At 69.9% G+C, this 18,378-nt stretch carries 14 protein-coding genes and 1 pseudogene; 9 read left to right on the top strand and 6 right to left on the bottom strand.

From position 1 onward, the window contains the following. Nucleotides 1-39: 39 nt before the first annotated feature. Entirely contained in the window at nt 40-867 is an 828-nt protein-coding gene (locus AB0L64_RS26035; protein WP_363714051.1) for a phosphatase PAP2 family protein, read from the top strand. A 14-nt stretch (nt 868-881) separates the two neighbouring features. On the opposite strand, the pseudogene AB0L64_RS26030 reads toward AB0L64_RS26035, so the two are convergent. Then, a pseudogene (locus tag AB0L64_RS26030) lies at nt 882-3,041 on the bottom strand (SulP family inorganic anion transporter); the annotation flags it as partial. On the opposite strand from AB0L64_RS26030, the gene AB0L64_RS26025 reads away from it, so the two are divergent. Further along, complete coding sequence (locus AB0L64_RS26025; protein ID WP_363714049.1) at nt 2,986-3,759, top strand: SDR family oxidoreductase; 774 nt, start codon at nt 2,986-2,988, stop codon at nt 3,757-3,759. The pseudogene AB0L64_RS26030 and the gene AB0L64_RS26025 sit on opposite strands and share 56 nt — an antisense overlap. A gap of 9 nt (nt 3,760-3,768) precedes the next feature. Here AB0L64_RS26025 and AB0L64_RS26020 read toward each other — a convergent pair whose 3' ends face one another. Further along, nucleotides 3,769-4,536: a DUF427 domain-containing protein gene (locus AB0L64_RS26020; protein WP_363714047.1), complete on the bottom strand. Its 768-nt coding sequence runs from the start codon at nt 4,534-4,536 to the stop codon at nt 3,769-3,771. Between the two features lie 76 nt (nt 4,537-4,612). Here AB0L64_RS26020 and AB0L64_RS26015 point away from each other — a divergent pair, with 76 nt between their 5' ends. Next, the gene (locus AB0L64_RS26015; protein WP_355688801.1) at nt 4,613-4,999 is read left to right on the top strand and encodes a nuclear transport factor 2 family protein; all 387 of its coding nucleotides are present in this window, start codon (nt 4,613-4,615) and stop codon (nt 4,997-4,999) included. 51 nt (nt 5,000-5,050) lie between these two features. Here the strand turns inward: AB0L64_RS26015 and AB0L64_RS26010 are convergent, their stop codons facing one another. Continuing rightward, complete coding sequence (locus tag AB0L64_RS26010) at nt 5,051-7,090, bottom strand: CBM35 domain-containing protein (RefSeq protein WP_363714044.1); 2,040 nt, start codon at nt 7,088-7,090, stop codon at nt 5,051-5,053. 214 nt (nt 7,091-7,304) lie between these two features. Here AB0L64_RS26010 and AB0L64_RS26005 point away from each other — a divergent pair, with 214 nt between their 5' ends. Further along, a complete protein-coding gene (locus AB0L64_RS26005) occupies nt 7,305-8,768 on the top strand; it encodes a lysyl oxidase family protein (RefSeq protein WP_363714042.1) in 1,464 nt (487 codons plus the stop codon). Between the two features lie 91 nt (nt 8,769-8,859). Next, on the top strand, nt 8,860-10,431 hold the full coding sequence (locus AB0L64_RS26000) for a N,N-dimethylformamidase beta subunit family domain-containing protein (protein WP_363714040.1): 1,572 nt from the start codon (nt 8,860-8,862) through the stop codon (nt 10,429-10,431). Between the two features lie 109 nt (nt 10,432-10,540). Here the strand turns inward: AB0L64_RS26000 and AB0L64_RS25995 are convergent, their stop codons facing one another. Continuing rightward, nucleotides 10,541-12,064: an MFS transporter gene (locus AB0L64_RS25995; RefSeq protein ID WP_363714038.1), complete on the bottom strand. Its 1,524-nt coding sequence runs from the start codon at nt 12,062-12,064 to the stop codon at nt 10,541-10,543. Nucleotides 12,065-12,188: 124 nt separating this feature from the next. Here AB0L64_RS25995 and AB0L64_RS25990 point away from each other — a divergent pair, with 124 nt between their 5' ends. Next, the gene (locus tag AB0L64_RS25990; RefSeq protein WP_359932511.1) at nt 12,189-13,061 is read left to right on the top strand and encodes a LysR substrate-binding domain-containing protein; all 873 of its coding nucleotides are present in this window, start codon (nt 12,189-12,191) and stop codon (nt 13,059-13,061) included. Between the two features lie 105 nt (nt 13,062-13,166). Here the strand turns inward: AB0L64_RS25990 and AB0L64_RS25985 are convergent, their stop codons facing one another. Continuing rightward, on the bottom strand, nt 13,167-13,979 hold the full coding sequence (locus AB0L64_RS25985; RefSeq protein WP_363714035.1) for a UbiA family prenyltransferase: 813 nt from the start codon (nt 13,977-13,979) through the stop codon (nt 13,167-13,169). A gap of 18 nt (nt 13,980-13,997) precedes the next feature. On the opposite strand from AB0L64_RS25985, the gene AB0L64_RS25980 reads away from it, so the two are divergent. Genes AB0L64_RS25980 through AB0L64_RS25970 form a run of 3 tightly spaced genes read left to right on the top strand, consistent with a single transcriptional unit; the run spans nt 13,998 to nt 16,587 of the window. Continuing rightward, the gene (locus AB0L64_RS25980; RefSeq protein WP_363714033.1) at nt 13,998-15,044 is read left to right on the top strand and encodes a type III polyketide synthase; all 1,047 of its coding nucleotides are present in this window, start codon (nt 13,998-14,000) and stop codon (nt 15,042-15,044) included. After that, nucleotides 15,044-15,556, top strand: coding sequence for an isoprenylcysteine carboxyl methyltransferase family protein (locus tag AB0L64_RS25975; protein ID WP_363714031.1), 513 nt, complete (start codon nt 15,044-15,046; stop codon nt 15,554-15,556). Before AB0L64_RS25980 ends, AB0L64_RS25975 begins: the two co-directional genes overlap by 1 nt. A gap of 5 nt (nt 15,557-15,561) precedes the next feature. After that, on the top strand, nt 15,562-16,587 hold the full coding sequence (locus AB0L64_RS25970) for a monooxygenase (protein ID WP_363714029.1): 1,026 nt from the start codon (nt 15,562-15,564) through the stop codon (nt 16,585-16,587). 215 nt (nt 16,588-16,802) lie between these two features. Here AB0L64_RS25970 and AB0L64_RS25965 read toward each other — a convergent pair whose 3' ends face one another. Next, nucleotides 16,803-18,341 (bottom strand): helix-turn-helix domain-containing protein, encoded by a 1,539-nt coding sequence (locus AB0L64_RS25965; RefSeq protein ID WP_363714027.1) that lies wholly within the window; start codon nt 18,339-18,341, stop codon nt 16,803-16,805. Nucleotides 18,342-18,378: the final 37 nt, after the last annotated feature.

Raw genomic sequence — 18,378 nt, 5'->3', positions numbered from 1 at the left:
GTTCGGAGAACGAGCGTTCGGTTTGATGTGGGGGTCGGCATGGCGCAGGTGACTCTGGAGCGGGTCGGGCAACCGGCACTGCCGGATCTGGACCGGCAGCGCGGCGGCGTGTGGCGGATCCTGCGGGAGATCGGACTGCTCGCCGTCCTCTTCGGGGTCTACAACCTCGGCCGGTTCCTGTCGGCGGAGCATGCGGGCTCGGCCTTCCGGCACGCGCACGAGCTGATCCGCTGGGAGGCGAGGCTCGGCCTCCCGAGCGAGGCGTCGATCCAGCACCACGCGCTGGCGATCGACGGCCTCGCCCGGGTCGCGAACGTGTTCTACGCGAGTGTGCACTTCCCGCTGACCGCGGCAGTGCTGCTCTGGCTGATGATCCGCCGCCCGGCCGCGTACGGGAAGGCGCGCTGGGCGCTCGCGTCGCTGACCGGGCTGGCGTTGATCGGGCACATGTTCTTCCCGCTCGCTCCGCCGCGGATGATGCCGGGCTGGGTGGACACGGGTGTCCTGCTCGGTCAGTCGGTGTACGGACCGAGCACGGACTCCGGGGTGGCGAACCAGTTCGCCGCGATGCCGAGCTTGCATGTCGGCTGGGCGTTCCTGGTCGCGGTGGTCCTGATCCGGGCAACGCGGTCACGGTGGCGCTGGCTGTGGATCGCGCATCCGGTGCTCACCTTCACGGTCGTCGTGGTGACCGCGAACCACTACTGGCTGGACGGGTTGGTCGCGATCGCGCTCGCCGTCCCGCTGCTCCTGATCTTCGACAGCTCCTCGTCGGCGCGGACGAGGAAGGGCGCGCGGTCGACCACCGATCGGGCCGTCGCCGCGCCGATGTCGAACCAGAGTCCGATCAGCTCGAGCCGTCCTTGATCCTCGGCCCGGCGGACACAGTCGAAGCTGCGCAGGTTCTCCAGCTGGACGGCGACGTTCGCGACCGACAGCTTGTCCGCCGGCGACAACTTCACGCCGCCGGCCGGATCCGCGATCTCCGGCAGCGCGAGCGCCCGGCGTACGGATGGCTCCAGGTGCCGCAACCAGTTGTGCAGGCCGGACCCCTCGGGGGCGTCGGCCGCGAGCGCGGCGGCCGCGGCGCCGCAGGAGGAGTGACCGCAGACCACGATCGACTTCACCCCGAGGACGTCGACCGCGTACTCGATCGCGGCGCCCACCGAGCTGCTGTTCGATCCTTTCGGCGGCACCAGATTCCCGATGTTCCGCACGCAGAACTGGTCGCCCGGGCCGCTGGTCGTGATCATCGTCGGCACGATCCGCGAGTCCGCACAGGTGATGAACAGGTGCGCCGGCTGCTGTCCTTCGGCCGCGAGCTTCGCCAGCAGTGCCCGGATCGGGACGTCGTCGAGCTGCTGGGCGATACCGCCGCGATGCACCTCGACCGAGCCGCCGCGCGCGATGTGCCCGCGCCGCCAGTCCTCGATCGCCTCGGACGCCGCGTGGTCCAGGTGGTCGACCGTGAGATCGACCCGGACCGTTGCCCCGGTGGGGATCGACCGCAACGTCCGCACTAGCGACGCGACGCCGAGGAACACCAGTGCGCCGCGGATCCGGACCGTCCACACGCCGTCGTCCTCGGTGGCGGTCACGGTCGCGCGGGCCAGCCGGTACAGCACCCGCCCGAGCGCGAGCACCAGACCGAGCAGCACGCCCTCGGCCAGTCCCAGGACGCCGACGCCGACCGCGGTCACGACGTACACGAGGAGCTCGTCGTGCCGGCGCAGCGTGCGGATGTGGGCCAGCTGCACCAGCCGGAGTCCGGTGACCAGCAAGACGCCGGCCAGCGCGGCCATCGGGATCAGCTCGAGCATCGACCCCGCCGCGAGCACGAACGCCGCGATCCACAGGCCGTGCATGATCGTGGACGCGCGGGTCCGGGCGCCGGCCGCGACGTTGGTCGACGAGCGCACGATCACACCGGTCACCGGCATCCCGCCGAGGGCGCCGGAGACCGCGTTCGCGGCGCCCTGGCCGATCAGTTCGCGGTCGAGGTTGCTGCGCCGGCCGCGATGAAGCTTGTCGACGGCAACGGCCGACAGCAGCGACTCCACACTGGCGACCAGCGCGACGGTCAGGACGGCGGTGACGATCTCGAGCGGCGTACCTCCGGGCATCGCCGGCAGCACCAGACTCTGCAACGGGTTGTCCGGCAGGTCGACGCGGGTGACGTCGGGCATCGCGACCGCCGCGAGTGCGGTGACCGCGACGACGGCGACGAGCGGAGCCGGAATCACCTTCACTGTGGGGATTCGCGGCCAGGCGAGGACGATCGCGACCGTGAGGACGCCGGCCAGGACCGAGTGGCCGTGGTGCGCGATCAGTTGCGCGGGAAGCGCAGTCACGTTGGAGACCAGCGAGCTCTGCGCCTTGCCGCCGAGCACCACGTGCAGCTGCTGGACGGCGATCGTGACGCCGATCCCGGCGAGCATGCCGTGCACGACGGCGGGGGACAGCGACAGCGCCAGCCGCCCGATGCGGGTGACGCCCAGCAGGATCTGCAGCAGGCCGGCCGCGCAGGTGATGGCGGCGGTCGCGGCCCAGCCGAACTGGCCGATCAGGCCGGCGACGACCACGGTGAGACCGGCGGCGGGGCCGCTGACCTGGAGTGGGGAGCCGCCGAGCGCGCCGGCGACGACACCGCCGACGACGGCGGCCACCAGGCCGGCGATGAGTGGGGCGCCGGACGCGGCGGCGATCCCCAGGGACAGCGGTATCGCGATCAGGAAGACCACCAGCGAGGCCGGGAGGTCATGGTGGAGAATGTTCTTCCAGGACAGGCGTTCGCTGGAAGTCGGTGGGGAATGAGACGTGGTCGGCACGGGTCCTCCGGCGTCGGTGCTCAGGGCAACTGCTCGGGCATCAGGCGTCGAAACTAAGAGTGTCGATCTGGTTACTGATCGTACTGAACGAATCAGGCCCACAAAAGCGACAGCTGCGAATTTGTTGCTCAGCACATCGATGAACGAGGAGAAGTGAGTGGACCTGCAACTCTCGGGCAAGACCGCGGTGGTCACGGGTGCGAGCAAGGGCATCGGACTGGCCTGTGTCGAGGCGCTGGCGCGTGAGGGTGCGGCGGTGGTCGGCATCTCGCGGGACACCGGCAACCTGGCGAAGGCGCAGGAGGACCTCGCCGCCAAGGGCCTGAGCTTCCGGGCGGAGGCGGTCGATCTCACCGACCCCGGCGCGACGCGGGCCGCCTTCGAGCGGATCGGCGTACCGGACATCCTGGTCAACTGCGCCGGCGCGGCCCGGCGGACGCCGGTCGACGAGCTGGACAGTGCGGCGCTGCACGCGGCGATGGACGCGAAGTACTTCACGTACATGCACGCGACCGAGGCCGTGATCCGCGGGATGGCCGAGCGCGGCAGCGGCGCGATCGTGAACATCGTCGGCCAGGGCGGCCGCGCGGCGAACCCGTTGCACATCGGCGGCGGCGCGGCCAACGCCGCACTGATGCTGGCGTCGGTCGGCTACGCCAAGGCGTACGCGGGCCAGGGCGTCCGGGTGAACGTGATCAACCCGGGGATGACCCGCACCGGCCGGGTGGACGAAGGCCTCGAGGCCGCGGTCCGGGCCACTGGCCGCCCGAAGGACGAACTGCTGGCCGAGATGACCAGCGAGATCCCGATGGGTCGCGCCGGCGAGCCCGCCGAGGTGGCCGACGTCGCCGTCTTCCTGGCCTCACCGCGGGCCGGCTACGTGACCGCTTCGATCATCACCATGGACGGCGCCACCACCGCGGGCATCTGACGCCGACCGTCACCGCGTGTTCACATTTCCGTCCGTTGGTCGCTGGGTCGGGTTCGAGAACGGCGTGATCGGGCGGTCCTGCGGTACGCCGTCGATGATGATGTCGACGTTCTCGTTGAAGAACGCGACGTGGTTGGCGATCGGGAGCAGCGGCGCCGTCGGGAAGTCGTAGGACCAGGCCACGTCGGGAACGGACGGGGCCGACCAGTACGCCGAGGTGCGGCCCTTGTACGGGCACGCGGTGACCGTGCCGGACGGGGTCAGGTGCTCGAAGTGCACCGCTGTCCGCGGGAAGTAGTACCGCGGCGGCAGCCCGGTCTCGAACACGATCACCGCAGCGCTCGACTCGGCGAGGACCTGGTCGTCGGCGGCGACCTGGATGCGCCTCGTCGACTTGACCGCGTCGACTCGCGCGTACGGGTTTCTCGGGTGGACGAAGACTTCCTCGTCTTCCTCGAACCAGCTGTCCAGCGCGTCCCATTGGAACCGGACGCGGTCCTTCGCGACACCGTCGTCGTACACCCAGGCACGTCCGGATCCGGCGCTGTGCACCCGCGCCACACCGTGCGTGAACTCCTTCGTCTCGCCGGTGTCGGTCAGGACGCCGGCAGCGACGTCCGCGACCGGGACGTAGTACTGCGGGTACGGCGGGAACTCCCACAGGTAGATCGCGTCGGTCGTGTCGAGGACGACGCGGTCGTCGAGCATCGCGCGGATCCGCCGCGGAACCGGCGCGGTGCCGCCGGGCGGGATCAGAGGTTCGGGGTAGGCGCTCATGGTTCCAGTAAAGCTTGTGCGGCCGGGGCCGGCGGTCGCAGCATTGAGGTCGTACGGCGAGCCAGGGGGAGGGATCGTGGGGGACCTGAGTCGGCGCTCGGCACGTGAGGTGCTGGACGACCATCTGAACATCGCGAACAACTGGGTGGGGATCCCGTCGTTCGAGGACGTGCTGGCGGAGGATCTGCGCCGGAACGTGTCCGAGGACATCGTGATCCTGATGAGCCGCGGCACGTTCCGCGGCCATGCCGGCGTCCGGGAGCTCGCGCTGATGCTGGCCGGCGAGCTGCCCGAGCACAAGGCGTTCGACTACACCTACGTCGCCGTCGACGGCCGGATGGGGCTGCTCGAGTGGGCCTACCAGGACTCGCAGGTCCAGGTCCGCGACGGCGTCGACTCGTACCTGATCGAGAACGGGAAGATCGTCGCCCAGACGATCCGGTACACGGTCGAGCCGCGCTGAGTAAGGCCGCGGGGCCGGCCCTGGTGGTGCCGGCCCCGCGGATCTGGACGACTAGACCGTGATCCAGTCGATGTCGGCGATGTAGCCGTTCGGGTTGCTGACCTTGATCGAGTTCGCTCCGGCGGTGAGCTTCATCGGGAGGTAGGTGACCTGCGGCGTGCCCCAGTCGTTGTCGCCGAGGCCGTGGTAGTTCACCCAGTAGCTGTCGGCGCCGTTGACCGTCAGCATGCTCTGCCGGCTGGTGTCGCCGTCGGTGTAGGCGATCTTCACCAGGTACGTGCCCGTGGCCGGCACGGTGATCCCGTTCAGCGTCACCGTCGACGAGTAGCCGATGTTGCCGATCTTCGAGCCGCCCGAGCATGCCGTGCACCCCGAGACACTCGCGTCGCCGGTCAAGGTACTGCCCGGGGCCTCCGCCTCGTACCGCACCGGCCCGCCCGACGCCGAGGTGGACAGGCTGATCGGCGCACTCGCCTCTGACGTCGCGTTGCCTCGCACACCCGTCACCGTGAAGGTGTACGGCGTTTGCGGAAGCAGCCCGGACACGACCGCGCTCGTACCCGACGCGGTCGCCACCTGCTTGCCGTTGGCAAACACCCGGTACGACGTGGCGCCGGCGCTCGGCCGCCACGCGAAGGAGACGGTGGTGCGGCTGACGTCGGTCGCGGTCACGTCCGCCGGCTTACCGACGGCGCCCAGGTTGTTCGGCGTGATCTTGTAGAGCTTCGACCCGTGCGCCGGCAGGTTCGCGCTGACCGATCCGGTGACGTTGCGGGTGTTCTGACCGGCCCAGACGTCGCGAACCGTCGCCCTGCCGGTGATGCCGAGCCGGCCGAAGTCGCCGGTCACGGTCGCGGGGGAGTCGGCCAGGTTGAACAGGGCCACCGTCGTACTGCCGTCGGCGTTCTGCGCGTACCAGACCTGCTGCAGCTGGTCCTGGTCGAGTGGGCGCGCCGGGTTGCCGGAGTGGTTGATCGCGATGACCTCGCGGTTCGTCAGCAGCTTCAGGCCGTACGCGTCCAGCTTGGTCAGGTCGTCACCGGCGAACAGCGGCGCGGAGTTGATCGCCCAGAACGTCATGTACGACTGGCGTTCCGCGTCGGTCAGGCCGTCCATCGCGCCGACGCCGACGTTGATCGCGTCCAGGTTGTTCCAGTGTCCCGGCCCGGCGTCGTCGATCCACTGCGCGACGTCCCACCAGCGGGCCTTCACCGAGCTGTCCCACTTCACGATGGTGTCGCAGTAGCACTCGACGTCGGTGTCGATCCGCCAGCCGTTCGAGTTCCGCTTCCACACGTCGGCGTACCGGTGGCTGAGCGACCAGGACAGCGTGTACATCATCGGCCGGCCGGCGTTCTGCACCGCGCGCCACCAGGCCTCGACGTCCTCGGTGTTGTTGTGGTTCGGGTCGTCCGGCGCACCCTTCCAGGAGCCGGGGCCGACGCCGTCCATCTTGATGAAGTCCACGCCCCAGGACGCGAACAACTTCGCGATCGAGTCGGCGTACTTCTGCGCGCACGGGCTCGCGTAGTCGATCTTGTACGCCGCGTCCCAGCCGTTGGTGGTCCGCAGGTCCGGGTAGACGATGTCGCGGGTGAAGCAGCCGGGCGCGTCGTAGATCGGGGTGTTGCCGTCGCGGTACACGTCCTTGCCGAGACCGACGACCGTGTAGATGCCGAACTTCAGCCCGAGCTTGTGGATGTCGTCGCCGACGGCCTTCATGCCGCGCGGGAACCGCTTGAGGTTGGCGACCGGGCGGCCGTACTCGTCGCCGCCGTCCTGCCAGCCGGCGTCGACGTTGAGGTACTCGTAACCGTACGGCTTGAGCTTGGTCGCCAGGGCGTTCGCCTGGGCGAGGATGTTCTTCTCGCTGATGAAGCTGCCGGGGCCGTCGGGGTTGACGCCCGGGTAGTTCGTCGACTGCAGACTCCAGCTGCTCCAGCCCATGTAGGGCTTCGCGGCGATCTGCGGGTAGGTCGGCTGCTGCTCCTGGATCGCGTCGGCGGGGGCGGTGGGGGCTGCTGTCAAGGTTGCTGTCGACACCAGGGCGACGGCAGCCAGGACTGTTGCGGTGCGGCGTCTCAAGGACATGTGAACGTCCTCCGGGGAGGCGTGAGCGGACGCCGCCGAGCCTAGGTCGGCTTAATTTACGCAGTCAAGTATTGAGGCTCTGTCATTTCCTGTCACTTCCTGTGACAGGACTGCCATGGAACCTTGATCAACTTCGCTCCGCGGCCGCGTCGTCGTACCAGCAACAGGCCGGGTCGTGAGGATGCCGGCCGCAGCAGGAGGGGGTTCCGTCATCGTGAACGCAAGGAAACTCGGCCGGACGGCGGTCGCCGCGGCCGGGGCCACCGGACTGGTCGCGCTCGCGGCCGCCGGTGCGTCGGCGTCATCAGAATCATCAGCTGACCGGCCGCCGGTGAAACTGGTTGCTGGAAGCACCAATGTCACGCTGGAGAGCGTCGAGGACTACGGCGTGGACCTCGATCTCGGCACCCACCTGGTGGCCGGGAACGCGCCGGTCGAGGTGCGCGCGACGCGGGCGTCGTACAGCTCGCTGGTCGTGGCGACGCAGTACGTGCACGGCAAGCCGGTCCGGAAGTTGCCGAAGGGCCTCGTCACGGACTTCTCCGGTCTCGGGAAGTTCCTGCACGTCACGCTGACCGACGCCGCGGGCAAGAAGGTGCTCGACAAGGACCAGGGGATCTGCCTGAACGGCGACGGCTCGCGGACCCGTCCGGACGCGCCGGCGACCTCGCCGTACCCGGACAGCTGTACGGCGAACCCGTTCACGCAGGGCGCCGTGTGGGGACTGCAGACCGGCTGGTCCGCGCGGACGTACGGCGGCGGCGATCCGGTACAGCTTGCCGTCGGCAAGTACAAGGCGACGATCACCGTGAACAAGGCCTACCGGGACTTCTTCAAGATCCCCGCCACGGAGTCGGCGGTGACCTTGAACGTGACGGTGCGGAAGTCCGAGGGGTCGGCGGCCAAGCAGGCCGTGGCGGGCCGTGCGGCGCCCAAGCCGAACGTGACGCGTCCGACCGGCCGGGCGAGTGTGCCGCACGGACCGAAGCCAGACCTGCGGGCGGTGCCGGCCTGGGGGATCCAGGTCGCGACCGGCGACGAGGGGACGCCGGACGCGAACAAGGACTTCCTGCAGTTCTCCGCGACAGTGTGGAACGCAGGCCCGTCGCCGCTGGTGCTGGACGGTTTCCGCCGGCAGGGCAAGGACCTGATGGACGCGTACCAGTACTTCTACAACGCGCAGGGCAAGCAGGTCGGGTACCAGAACACCGGCACGATGGAGTGGGACGGCCGCGACGGCCACACCCACTGGCACTTCACCGACTTCGCGCGCTACAGCCTGCTGAACGCCAAGCAGACCGAGGTCGTGCGCAGTCAGAAGGAGGCGTTCTGTCTCGCCGCGACGGACTCGATCGACTACACGGTGAAGAACGCGAACTGGCACCCGGACAACACCGACCTGCACACCGCGTGCGGCGACCACGGCTCGCTGTCGGTCCGTGAGGTGCTGGACGTCGGCTCCGGCGACACCTACGAGCAGACACTGCCGGGGCAGTCCTTCGACATCACCAACCTGGCGAACGGCACGTACTACGTCCAGGTGACCGCCAACCCGGAGCACCGCCTGTTCGAGTCGAGCACGAAGAACAACGTGGCGCTGCGCCAGGTGGTCCTCGGCGGCACCAAGCACCACCGCACCGTCAAGGTGCTCCCGGTCGGCGTCATCACCGCTCCCTGATGCCGCCGTTGCCGGCCCGTCCGCCGGCAAGTTCGCGCCCCCGGCCACGATCCTGCCGGGGGCGCGAGCCTTCCCAGCTAGCATGCGAAAGGTGCGACGGGGACTAGTGCTCGGTGTGGCCGTGACCGTGCTGGCGGCGGGATGCACGTCGGCGGCTCCGGCCTCCCATCCGGCACCGACAAAAGGCGGACTGACGCGTATGACGCCGTCGGCGGCGCCTCGACCTGTCGGTCGTGCGACGGCGGTCGCGGAGAACGCCAAGCGGGGTACGACGGCCTGGTGGATGGCCCCGAGGCGGATCGCCGGACCGATGGAACTCGCCGGCTTCGCGGATCACGTCAGCGTCCGCAGTGGGCAACCGTTCCGGCTGTTCGTGACGTCGGCCGCGGGCGCCTTCACCGTGCGCGCGTTCCGGATCGGCTGGTACGGCGGAACCGGAGCTCGACTGGTCTGGACATCGCCGGCCGTTCCGGGGCGCGCTCAGCCCGCACCCGTCGTCCGGCGGTCCGACCACCTGGTCAGTACCACGTGGAAACCGTCGTTGACCGTGCCGACGACGGGCTGGCCGGCCGGAGCGTACCTACTCATGCTCACTGCGGCGAGCGGCAAGCAGAAGTACGTCCCGATCACGGTTCGCTCGGACTCGACGCGCGGCGCGGTCGTCATCGTCAACGCCGTGAACACGTACGAGGCCTACAACGAGTGGGGCGGTTACTCGCTCTACAACGGCCCCGACAAGTCCTTGGCCTCACGTGCCCACCGCGTCACGTTCGACCGGCCGTACGACGGCAACGGCGCGCGGACGCTCGTACAGTCCGAGTTGCCCTTGATCCAGTTGGCCGAGCGCAGCGGCGTACGGCTGGCGTACCTGACCAGTGTCGACGTGGCGACCGACCCGGCCGCGCTGACCGGCGCGCGGGGAATCGTGTCGCTCGGGCATGACGAGTACTGGACGGTCGCGATGCGCGATGCGGTCACCAAGGCCCGGGATGCGGGGACGAACGTCGCGTTCCTCGGTGCGAACGCGGTGTACTGGCGGGTGCGCTACGAGCCCGGCCCGCTCGGCGCGAACCGGGTGCTGGTCGGCTACAAGGACGCGGCCCTCGACCCGCTGCGGAATCGGCCGGACACGACCGCGAAGTGGCGGAGCAAGCCGGATCCGCGCCCCGAGAACTCGCTCACCGGCATGCTCTACGAGTGCTTCCCGGCGGTCGGGCGGTTCACCGTCCGCAACCCGGGCTTCTTCCTGTACGCCGGCACGGGCGCAACCAAGGGATCGACGTACGCGGGCCTCGTGGCGACCGAGGTGGACCGGGCCTACCCGATACCAGGAACACCCGCGAACCTCCAGGTCGTCGCGCACTCGCCGGTGTCCTGTGGCCCGTCGGTCCACACGTTCTCCGACGCGATCTACTACACCGTGCCGTCGGGCGCCGGCGTGGTCGACGTCGGCACCATGAACTGGGTGCCGTCGTTGCGCGGCCCGAACTCCAAGCACGGGCTGGACGAAAGAGGTGTCGCGTTCGCGCGCAAGCTGACGCTGAACCTGATCGTGGCCATGGCCGCCGGGCCCCTGGGCCGGGCTCACCCCGCTCAGGCGGATCTCAACACCCTCGGTGCCTCGTCGTCGACCTCCACCGGCACCGGCGGCTCCGTCGGCTGACGCGAGCTTTGAGCACCGGCCAACCACGCGTCGCGGGGGAAAGTGGTTGGTGCGTGCCCAAAGAGCCCGGGGCAGGGCCGGGAAGGCAGCGCGGCCCCGCCCCAGGGGTTCAGTGGTGTTGCGGGCGGCGGCGGGTGCGCATCGGGCGCAGGTGCGAGTCCATCCGCGCGTGCTGCCGGCGGCCGAGCATGAAGGGACGCGAGGTCCGGGTGATCGGAGTGCTGGCCGGGGCCGACAGCTGGATCTTGGTCTGCTGCAGGTTCAGCCGGATCGGAACCTGGTGCCACGGCGACCGCGTCCGGACCAGGACCAGCCGGAGCCGGCCGTCGCGCCGCAGCCGGAGGCCGATCGCGACCGTCGCCACCGCCGGGACCAGACCCGCGAGCATCAGCGCCCACCGGGCACCGAAATGCTGGGCCAGGTAGCCGACCAGCGGTCCGCCGATCGCGCCGCCCCCGATGAAGACCAGGTTGTAGATCCCGGACACCCGGCCGCGCAGGCCGTCGGGCGTGGTCAGCTGGACCATCGACTGGGCCGCGGTCAGGAACATCAGCGTCGCCATGCCCATCGACGCCAGCACCGGGATGAACGTCCACAGCGACGGCTGGAGGGCGGCCAGCACCTCGGTGATCGTGAGCAGGCACGCGATGCCGATCAGGTTCCGCAGCCGGCTCGGCCGGACGCGGCGGGCCGAGAGCAGCGCGCCGGCGAGGGCGCCGAACGCGACGACCGAGTTCAGCACGCCGTACCCGGAAGCGCCGGTGTGGAAGACCCGGTCGGCGAACGCGGTCAGCGTCACCGGCAGGCTGATACAGAACATGCCGTAGATCCCGACGAGCGCGATCGCCCAGCGGACGGCCGGCTCGTGGAACGCGTACCGGACGCCGTCGCGCAGCCCGTCCCGGATCCGCATCCCGGCACTCGCCGTGCGTGCGGCGTGGAACCCGGGCATCTCGCTCTCGCGCATCCGCAGCAGCGCGCTGATCGACGCGAAGAACGTGAGTCCGTTGAGCGCGAACGCCCAGCCGGCGCCGATCGTGCCGAGCAGCAGACCGCCGAGCGCCGGGCCGATCAGGCTGCCGAGCTGGAACGTCGACGAGACCATGCTGATCGCGTTCCGGACCGTGTCCCGCGGGACGAGCTCGGTGACGAACGACTGCCGGGTCGGGTTGTCGACCGCGGTCGCGAGGCCGAGGACGAACGCCATCGTGTAGACGTGCCAGACCTGGACGCTGCCGGTGAAGGCGGTCAGCGCGAGCAGGCCCGCGCAGGTGCCCATCGTGATCTGCGTGACGAGCAGGATCTTCCGCTTCGGGAACCGGTCCGCGATCACGCCGCCGTACAGACCGAGCACGAGGGTGGGGAGGAACTGCAGGGCGGTCGTGATGCCGACCGCGGTGGCGCTGCCGGTGAGCGTGAGCACCAGCCAGTCCTGGGCGATGCGCTGGATCCAGCCGCCGGTCGAACTGACCAGCAGTCCGCTGACCAGGAGGCGGAAGTTGCGGACCCGCAGTGCGCTGAAGGTGTCCTTGAAGCCCGGGCGGCGCTGCTCCCGGAGCTTGCTGGTGGAGTCGGTGGGGCGGTGCAGATGGAAGTCGGTGGACGGGACGGTGCCGGTGGCCCGGGAGGTCAAGAGCGATCCCTACGCGAGTGAACTGGTCAGGGGAGGACAGGTCCATCCTCAGGGGTGAGTGCTGGATTCCCCCAGCGAATTACTCCTATTAGTCTTATTGCGTCACGTAATGGGAGGTCTATCGATGTACGACCCGGACCAGTTGCGCACGTTCCTGGCGGTGGCGCAGTCGCTCAGCTTCACCCAGGCGGCCGAGCGGCTGGGCATCCGGCAGCCGACCGTGAGTCAACACGTGCGCAAACTCGAGACGGCCGTCGGGCGGCCGCTGTTCGTCCGGGACACCCGCACCGTCACGCTGACCGCGGACGGCGAGGCGATGGCCGGGTTCGCGCGGACCATCCTGGCCGCGCACGAGGAGGCCGCCGGGTACTTCACCGGCTCGGAGCTGCGCGGCCGGTTGCGGTTCGGCGTGACCGACGACCTGGCGCTCACGCCGCTGCCGAAGATCCTGCGCGACTTCCGCCAGCTGTACCCGCGGATCGACCTCGAGCTGACCGTCGCCCAGAGCCCGAACCTGCTCCGCCGCGTCGAGTCCGGGCACCTCGACCTCGCCTACGTGAAACACGGCGCCGGCGGCGGTTACGAGCCGAACGGCCGCCTGGTCCGGCGCGACCCGCTGGTCTGGGCCGGGATCGCGGGGACCCGGATCGCCCCCGACGGGCCGGTGCCGCTGGTCGCGTACCAGGCGCCCTCGCTGAGCCGGTCGCTCGGTGTGCAGTCCCTCGAGCAGGCCGGCCGGACCTGCCGGATCACGTGCATCGTGCGCGGCGTCAACGGCGTACTCGCGGCCGTCCGGGCCGGGCTCGGCATCGCGATCTTCGCCCGCTCGCTGATGCCCGCCGACCTGGTCGAGCCCCCGCCGGGAGCCGGACTGCCCGAGTTGCCGTCCATCGACCTGGTGCTGATCACGAACCCGCGCGCCGCCAAGGAGCCCGCGGAAGCGCTCACCGCCGCGATCCTCGGCAGCAACGCACCACTCAAGCCCGACGCAGGCTGAGACCGGCAAGCTCGACAGGAGGTGTCCGGCCGGCCGCGCCGCAGCCACGCTCAGCCGACCGCCCGCGGCGCCGCAGTGGACGTATACGTACTGTCGAGCTGCCGATCAGACGAGGGCGTCGCCGCGGAGGACCAGCGAGATGATGCTGACCGCGGCGATCGCGATCGTGATCAGGAACGGTGCGTTGCGCCAGAGCAGGATCGTGACGAGCAGGGCGGCGACCAGCGCGAGGGCGATCCAGCCGATGACGCCGATCGCGCCGGCCGGGGCGACGACCAGCAGGCCGGTCGCGGCCGCCAGCGGGAGCGGCGCGAGCAGCCGGGCGTAGGAGCCGAGGCGCTGCGGCCAGCCGCGGACACCGGTGGCCAGGTCGTCGGCCAGATCGGGTACGACGTTTGCCAGATGGGCACCGACCCCTAGAAGTGCACCCGCCGCTGTCGCCCACCACGGGGCCCAGACCTGCGCGGTCCCGAGCGTCACGAACGAGGGCAGTGCGCCGAACGCCACGGCGTACGGGAGCCACGAGATCACGGTGGACTTGAGCCCCAGGTTGTACGCCCAGGCGCAGGCGACGAACAGCAGGTGCATCAGTCCGGCCGCGATGCCGTTGGCGAGGGAGACCGGAACGGTGACGACCAGCATGACGCCCGCACCCACCGCAAGCGTCCGGCGACTCACCAGTCCACGCACCACGGGCTTGTCCCGTCGGTTCACAATGGTGTCGCGGGCGGCATCTATCGCGTCATTGCTCCAGCCGATCGAGAGGTGGCCGGTGAGGATCGTTGCTGCGACGAGAAGACACCCGGCCGGACTTCGCCCGGCCGACCACGCGACGGCTGTGACCAGGGCGGTGACGGCGACGGTCGGCCCCGGATGGCAGGCGAGAGCCAGACCCTCGGCGGTCCGCAGTGCTCTCACCGACGTAACGATGCCACGATGACGCGGATCGCAGCGGTCCGGCCCGCGCTTCCGCCGTACCGCTATCCGCAGTCGGCGCTGACGGACGCGTTCGCCTCGATGTGCCTGTCCGACGGCCGCGGTACGGCGCTGCTCCGCCGGCTGCACGCGAACGCCGGGGTGTCGCACCGGTATCTCGCGCTGCCACTGGAGCAGTACGCCGCGCTCGACGACTTCGGCGCGGCGAACGACGCGTGGATCGCGGCCGCGGTCGACCTCGGCGCCGAAGCGGTCGCGGGAGCGGTCAAGGACGCCGGGCTGACGCTCGACGACGTCGACGTGCTGATGTTCACCACGGTGACCGGCGTGGCGGCGCCGTCGATCGACGCACGGGTGGCGGTGCGGCTGGGTTTGCGCGAGGACGTGAAACGGCTGCCGTTGTTCGGGCTCGGGTGTGTCGGGGGAGCGGCCGGTATCGCGCGACTGCACGACTACCTGACGGCCTGGCCTTCGCATGTCGCGGTCCTGCTGTCGGTCGAGCTGTGTTCGCTGACGTTGCAGCGCGACGACGCGTCGTTGCCGAACCTCGTCGGCGGGGCGTTGTTCGGGGACGGCGCGGCGGCGGTCGTGATGACGGGATCGGAGCATCCGGCGGCCTCAGGTCCGTCGGTGGTGGCGACGCGTTCGCGGTTGTACCCGGACTCGGAGCGGGTGATGGGGTGGGATGTCGGAGCGGGTGGGTTCCGGATCGTGCTCGGGGCGGACGTGCCCGAAGTGGTCCGGACCTACCTCGGCGGCGACGTGCGGGAGTTCCTCGGCTCGGCCGGCCTGACGGTGCCGGAGATCGGGACGTGGGTGTCCCATCCGGGCGGCCCGAAGGTGCTCGAGGCGGTTGCGGAGACACTGTCGTTACGGCCGGGGGCGCTGGACGTGACCTGGAAGTCGCTCGATGCGGTCGGCAACCTGTCGTCGTCCTCGGTGCTGCACGTCCTCGGTGACACCATGAAGCTGGATCCTGCTGGTCCCGGACTGTTGCTGGCGATGGGGCCGGGTTTCTGTTCGGAACTCGTCCTGCTGGAGTGGTGATGTACGGCTGGTACTTGGGTCTGGTGCTGCTGGTCGCCGCCGAGCGCGTCGCGGAGCTGGTGGTGTCGCTGCGCAACGCGCGGTGGAGCTTCGCGCGGGGCGGTGTGGAGTCAGGGCGCGGGCATTACCCGTTCATGGTCGCCTTGCACACGTTGTTGCTGGCGGCGTGCATGGTGGAGGCGTTGCACCGGCCGTTCATTCCGTGGCTCGGGTGGACGATGTTCGTGGTGGTGCTGCTGGCGCAGGGGCTGCGGTGGTGGTGCATCGCGGTGCTCGGGCATCAGTGGAACACGCGCGTGATCGTCGTACCCGGTCTCCACCTGGTGGCCCGCGGCCCGTACCGCTGGCTGCGGCACCCGAACTACGTGGCGGTCGTGCTGGAGGGCATCGCGCTCCCGCTGGTCCACACGGCCTGGGTGACGGCGCTGGTGTTCACGGTGCTGAACATCCCGCTGCTGGCCGTGCGGATCCGGACCGAGAACGCGGCCCTGAAATCCGCCCTCGTGCCGTGAACCGAATGCGGCCCGATGTCGATCTGCTGGTTGCCGGCGCCGGGCCGGCCGGCGCTGCTGTCGCCATCCGCGCGGCGCTAGCCGGCCTGTCGGTTGTCGTCGTCGAGCCCCGCTCTGCCCCGATCGACAAGGCCTGCGGCGAAGGCATCGCGCACAGCGCGGTCTCGTACCTGTCCCGCCTGGGCGTGGAACTCACCGGCCGCCCGTTCCACGGAATCCGCTACCTCGACGACGCCCACTCCGTCGACGCCCTGTTCACCGCGGGACCCGGCCTCGGAGTACGCCGTACCACCCTCCACGCCGCCCTCATGTCCAGGCTGGCATCGCTGAACATCCCCGTCGTCCCCACCCGGGTAGGCCCGATCAACCAAACGCCGGACTTGGTAACCGCCGGCGGCCTGACCGCCCGCTACCTGGCAGCCGCGGACGGCCTCCACTCACCCATCCGCCGCCAGCTCGAGTTGTGTGGTGACAGTTCGGGAGAGGTACGCCGCGGTCTGCGGCAGCATTTCCAGGTCTCGCCCTGGACCGATCTCGTCGAGGTCTACTGGTCGAAGCTGGGGGAGGCCTACGTGACACCTGTGGCCGACGATCTCGTCGGGGTCGCGATCCTGACGTCGGCCCGCGGCACCTTCGACTCGCACCTCGACGCCTTCCCGGCCCTGAAGCGTCGCCTGGGCGGCGCCCCGGCAGCAAGTGCTGTGATGGGTGCCGGCCCGCTCCGCCAACGCGTCCGCGCCCGCACCGCCGGCCGGGTCCTGCTGGTCGGTGACGCCGCCGGGTACGTCGACGCGCTGACCGGCGAAGGTATCGCCGTCGCGCTCCGGACCTCCGCCGAACTCGTCGACTGCGTCCGCGCCGACCGCCCGCAGGACTACGAGGCCGCCTGGCGGCGTGTCTCCTGGGAGTGCCGCCTGCTCACCGCGTCGTTGCTGTGGGCCCGCAACCGCCCGCTCCTCGCGCCGCGCATCGTCCCCGCCGCGGCCGCCCTGCCGGGTGTCTACCGCACCATCGTGAACAGGTTGTCCTAGGCAACGTCCGGGAATACCGCGGGGCCCGGCGATCGCTCAGACAACCGCCGGGCCCACGGGTGGCCCGAGCTTCCTGGTGAAAAGCTCGGACCCGCAGCCTTTCCGGCCTCCTGGTGAAAGGTCGGACCTGCTGACAAGGAAGACTCTGTCAGGCGGATGTTGCCCAGCAGTTGCCGGAATATGAAGCCTTGTTACATGGACCTGTGGCGTAGATCTCAGTGTTCTGTCCGCACTGCGGCGATCTGCAACTGCAACGCCAGCCGCTCGCGCGGATCCGACAGGTCGAGCGCGGCGATCTCCCCGATTCGTTTCATCCGGTGCCGCAACGTGTTGGTGTGCAGGTGCAGTTCCCGCGCCGCCCGCTGCGGCTGCCCCGGAAAGTCCAGCCACGCCTGCAACGTTTCCACGTAGCCCGTGTCGTGCTCGATGTCGTGCCGCAGCAGCGTGGCGAGCGGACCGTCCATCTTGGTGGTATCAAGCGACGTCACCGCGCGGTGCACCGTCAGCACGTGCCACGCCTCCTCGACCCGCAACGCCGGCCCCGGTGCGACACCCCGCCGTACCAGTCCCAGCAGTTCGACAGCCTCGGCCCGTGAGCTCGGCAGATCGGCCGGACCGCGCGCGGGACCGCCCGCTGCGGCGTACGTGCCGGGTGCTTGCTCCAGCACGAGTTTCTGCAGCCAGTTCCAGGACCCTGGCCCGTCGGAGTCCGTGACGACGGCGAGCACGGTCCCGTCGAGGTCAGCCAGCTGCGGCTCGCTCCACCCGTGCCGGCGACCGGTCGACTCCCACAGGTCCAGCTGCTGCGGTACGTCGTACCCGTCGGGCGACCCCAGCGCGACAACCCGCCACGGCTGCGGCGGGAGCCGTACGTCGATCGGGTTGTCCGGCGAGAACTGCCGCAGAATCGTCCGCAGCCGGTCGATCGCACTCCGCCGCGCCACGTCGGCCTGTGCGCGCAGCCGCAACAAGTGCAACGCGAGGACGGACGCGGCGTTGCTGAGCTCTGTCGTGACCGCGTCATTGACCGGACCGTCGACAACGGCCCAGATAGAACCCAGCCACTCACCGCCGGCCCGGACCGGTACGACGAGGCGCGGGCGGATGCCGTTCGGTCCGTCCGGCACCAGGAACGGCTCACTGGACCGTGCGAGCCGTCGGAAGATGCCACGGGCCCGGAAATGCGCGATCACCTCAGGCGGTACCCGGCGTCCGACGATGGTCGACACCCGGGCCGGGTCGGTGAAGTCTTGGCCCGAGGAGTACGCCAAGACCCTGGACTGGTTGTCCTCGATCGTCACGGGTGCGTCAACGATCGCAGCGGCGGCATCTGCCAGCGCGAAGAGCTCTTGATGGACACCGGCGTCTCCGGCGGCGGGAGAGTCCGGTGCGGCCGCCCGGTCAAGTACGCCGCGGAGCAGCCAGACTACGTGTGCCCAGGTGACGCTCGGCTGCAGTGCGACCAGTGTTATGACTTCCCGCTCCGCCGCGGCGACGACAGCCGGCTCGTGCGCCAACGCCGTACGCAGAACCACTCCGGACGCGTTGCCGGCGGCGCAGCGCTCCACAAGCTCCACAGCGGCCTCTGCGTCGCGCAGACCGAGTCCGAGCACCAGATCGCCCGGCTGACCGGTCGCGGGCTCCTGTGGGTCGGCCAGGAACACGTCCCGGACCTCGCTGTCGCCTCTGCCGGGCACCACGACCTCGAACAGCGCAGGACCGACAGCGACGATCAGATCGGACGAGGAGGTCATGAAGTTATTGTGCGCTGAGCACAGTCATTTGTCGCTG

This window comes from Kribbella sp. NPDC051936 (assembly GCF_040680955.1).
Taxonomy (GTDB): domain Bacteria; phylum Actinomycetota; class Actinomycetes; order Propionibacteriales; family Kribbellaceae; genus Kribbella.
This window is presented reverse-complemented; position numbering and strand designations above follow the sequence as displayed.

Excerpts from the sequence above, each read along its gene's own strand:
- AB0L64_RS26035 (WP_363714051.1), top strand. The coding sequence starts at position 40 with ATGGCGCAGGTGACTCTGGAGCGGGTCGGGCAACCGGCACTGCCGGAT.
- AB0L64_RS26020 (WP_363714047.1), bottom strand. The coding sequence starts at position 4,536 with ATGAGCGCCTACCCCGAACCTCTGATCCCGCCCGGCGGCACCGCGCCG.
- AB0L64_RS26010 (WP_363714044.1), bottom strand. The coding sequence starts at position 7,090 with ATGTCCTTGAGACGCCGCACCGCAACAGTCCTGGCTGCCGTCGCCCTG.
- AB0L64_RS25990 (WP_359932511.1), top strand. The coding sequence starts at position 12,189 with ATGTACGACCCGGACCAGTTGCGCACGTTCCTGGCGGTGGCGCAGTCG.
- AB0L64_RS25980 (WP_363714033.1), top strand. The coding sequence starts at position 13,998 with ATGACGCGGATCGCAGCGGTCCGGCCCGCGCTTCCGCCGTACCGCTAT.
- AB0L64_RS25975 (WP_363714031.1), top strand. The coding sequence starts at position 15,044 with ATGTACGGCTGGTACTTGGGTCTGGTGCTGCTGGTCGCCGCCGAGCGC.
- AB0L64_RS25970 (WP_363714029.1), top strand. The coding sequence starts at position 15,562 with ATGCGGCCCGATGTCGATCTGCTGGTTGCCGGCGCCGGGCCGGCCGGC.
- AB0L64_RS25965 (WP_363714027.1), bottom strand. The coding sequence starts at position 18,341 with ATGACCTCCTCGTCCGATCTGATCGTCGCTGTCGGTCCTGCGCTGTTC.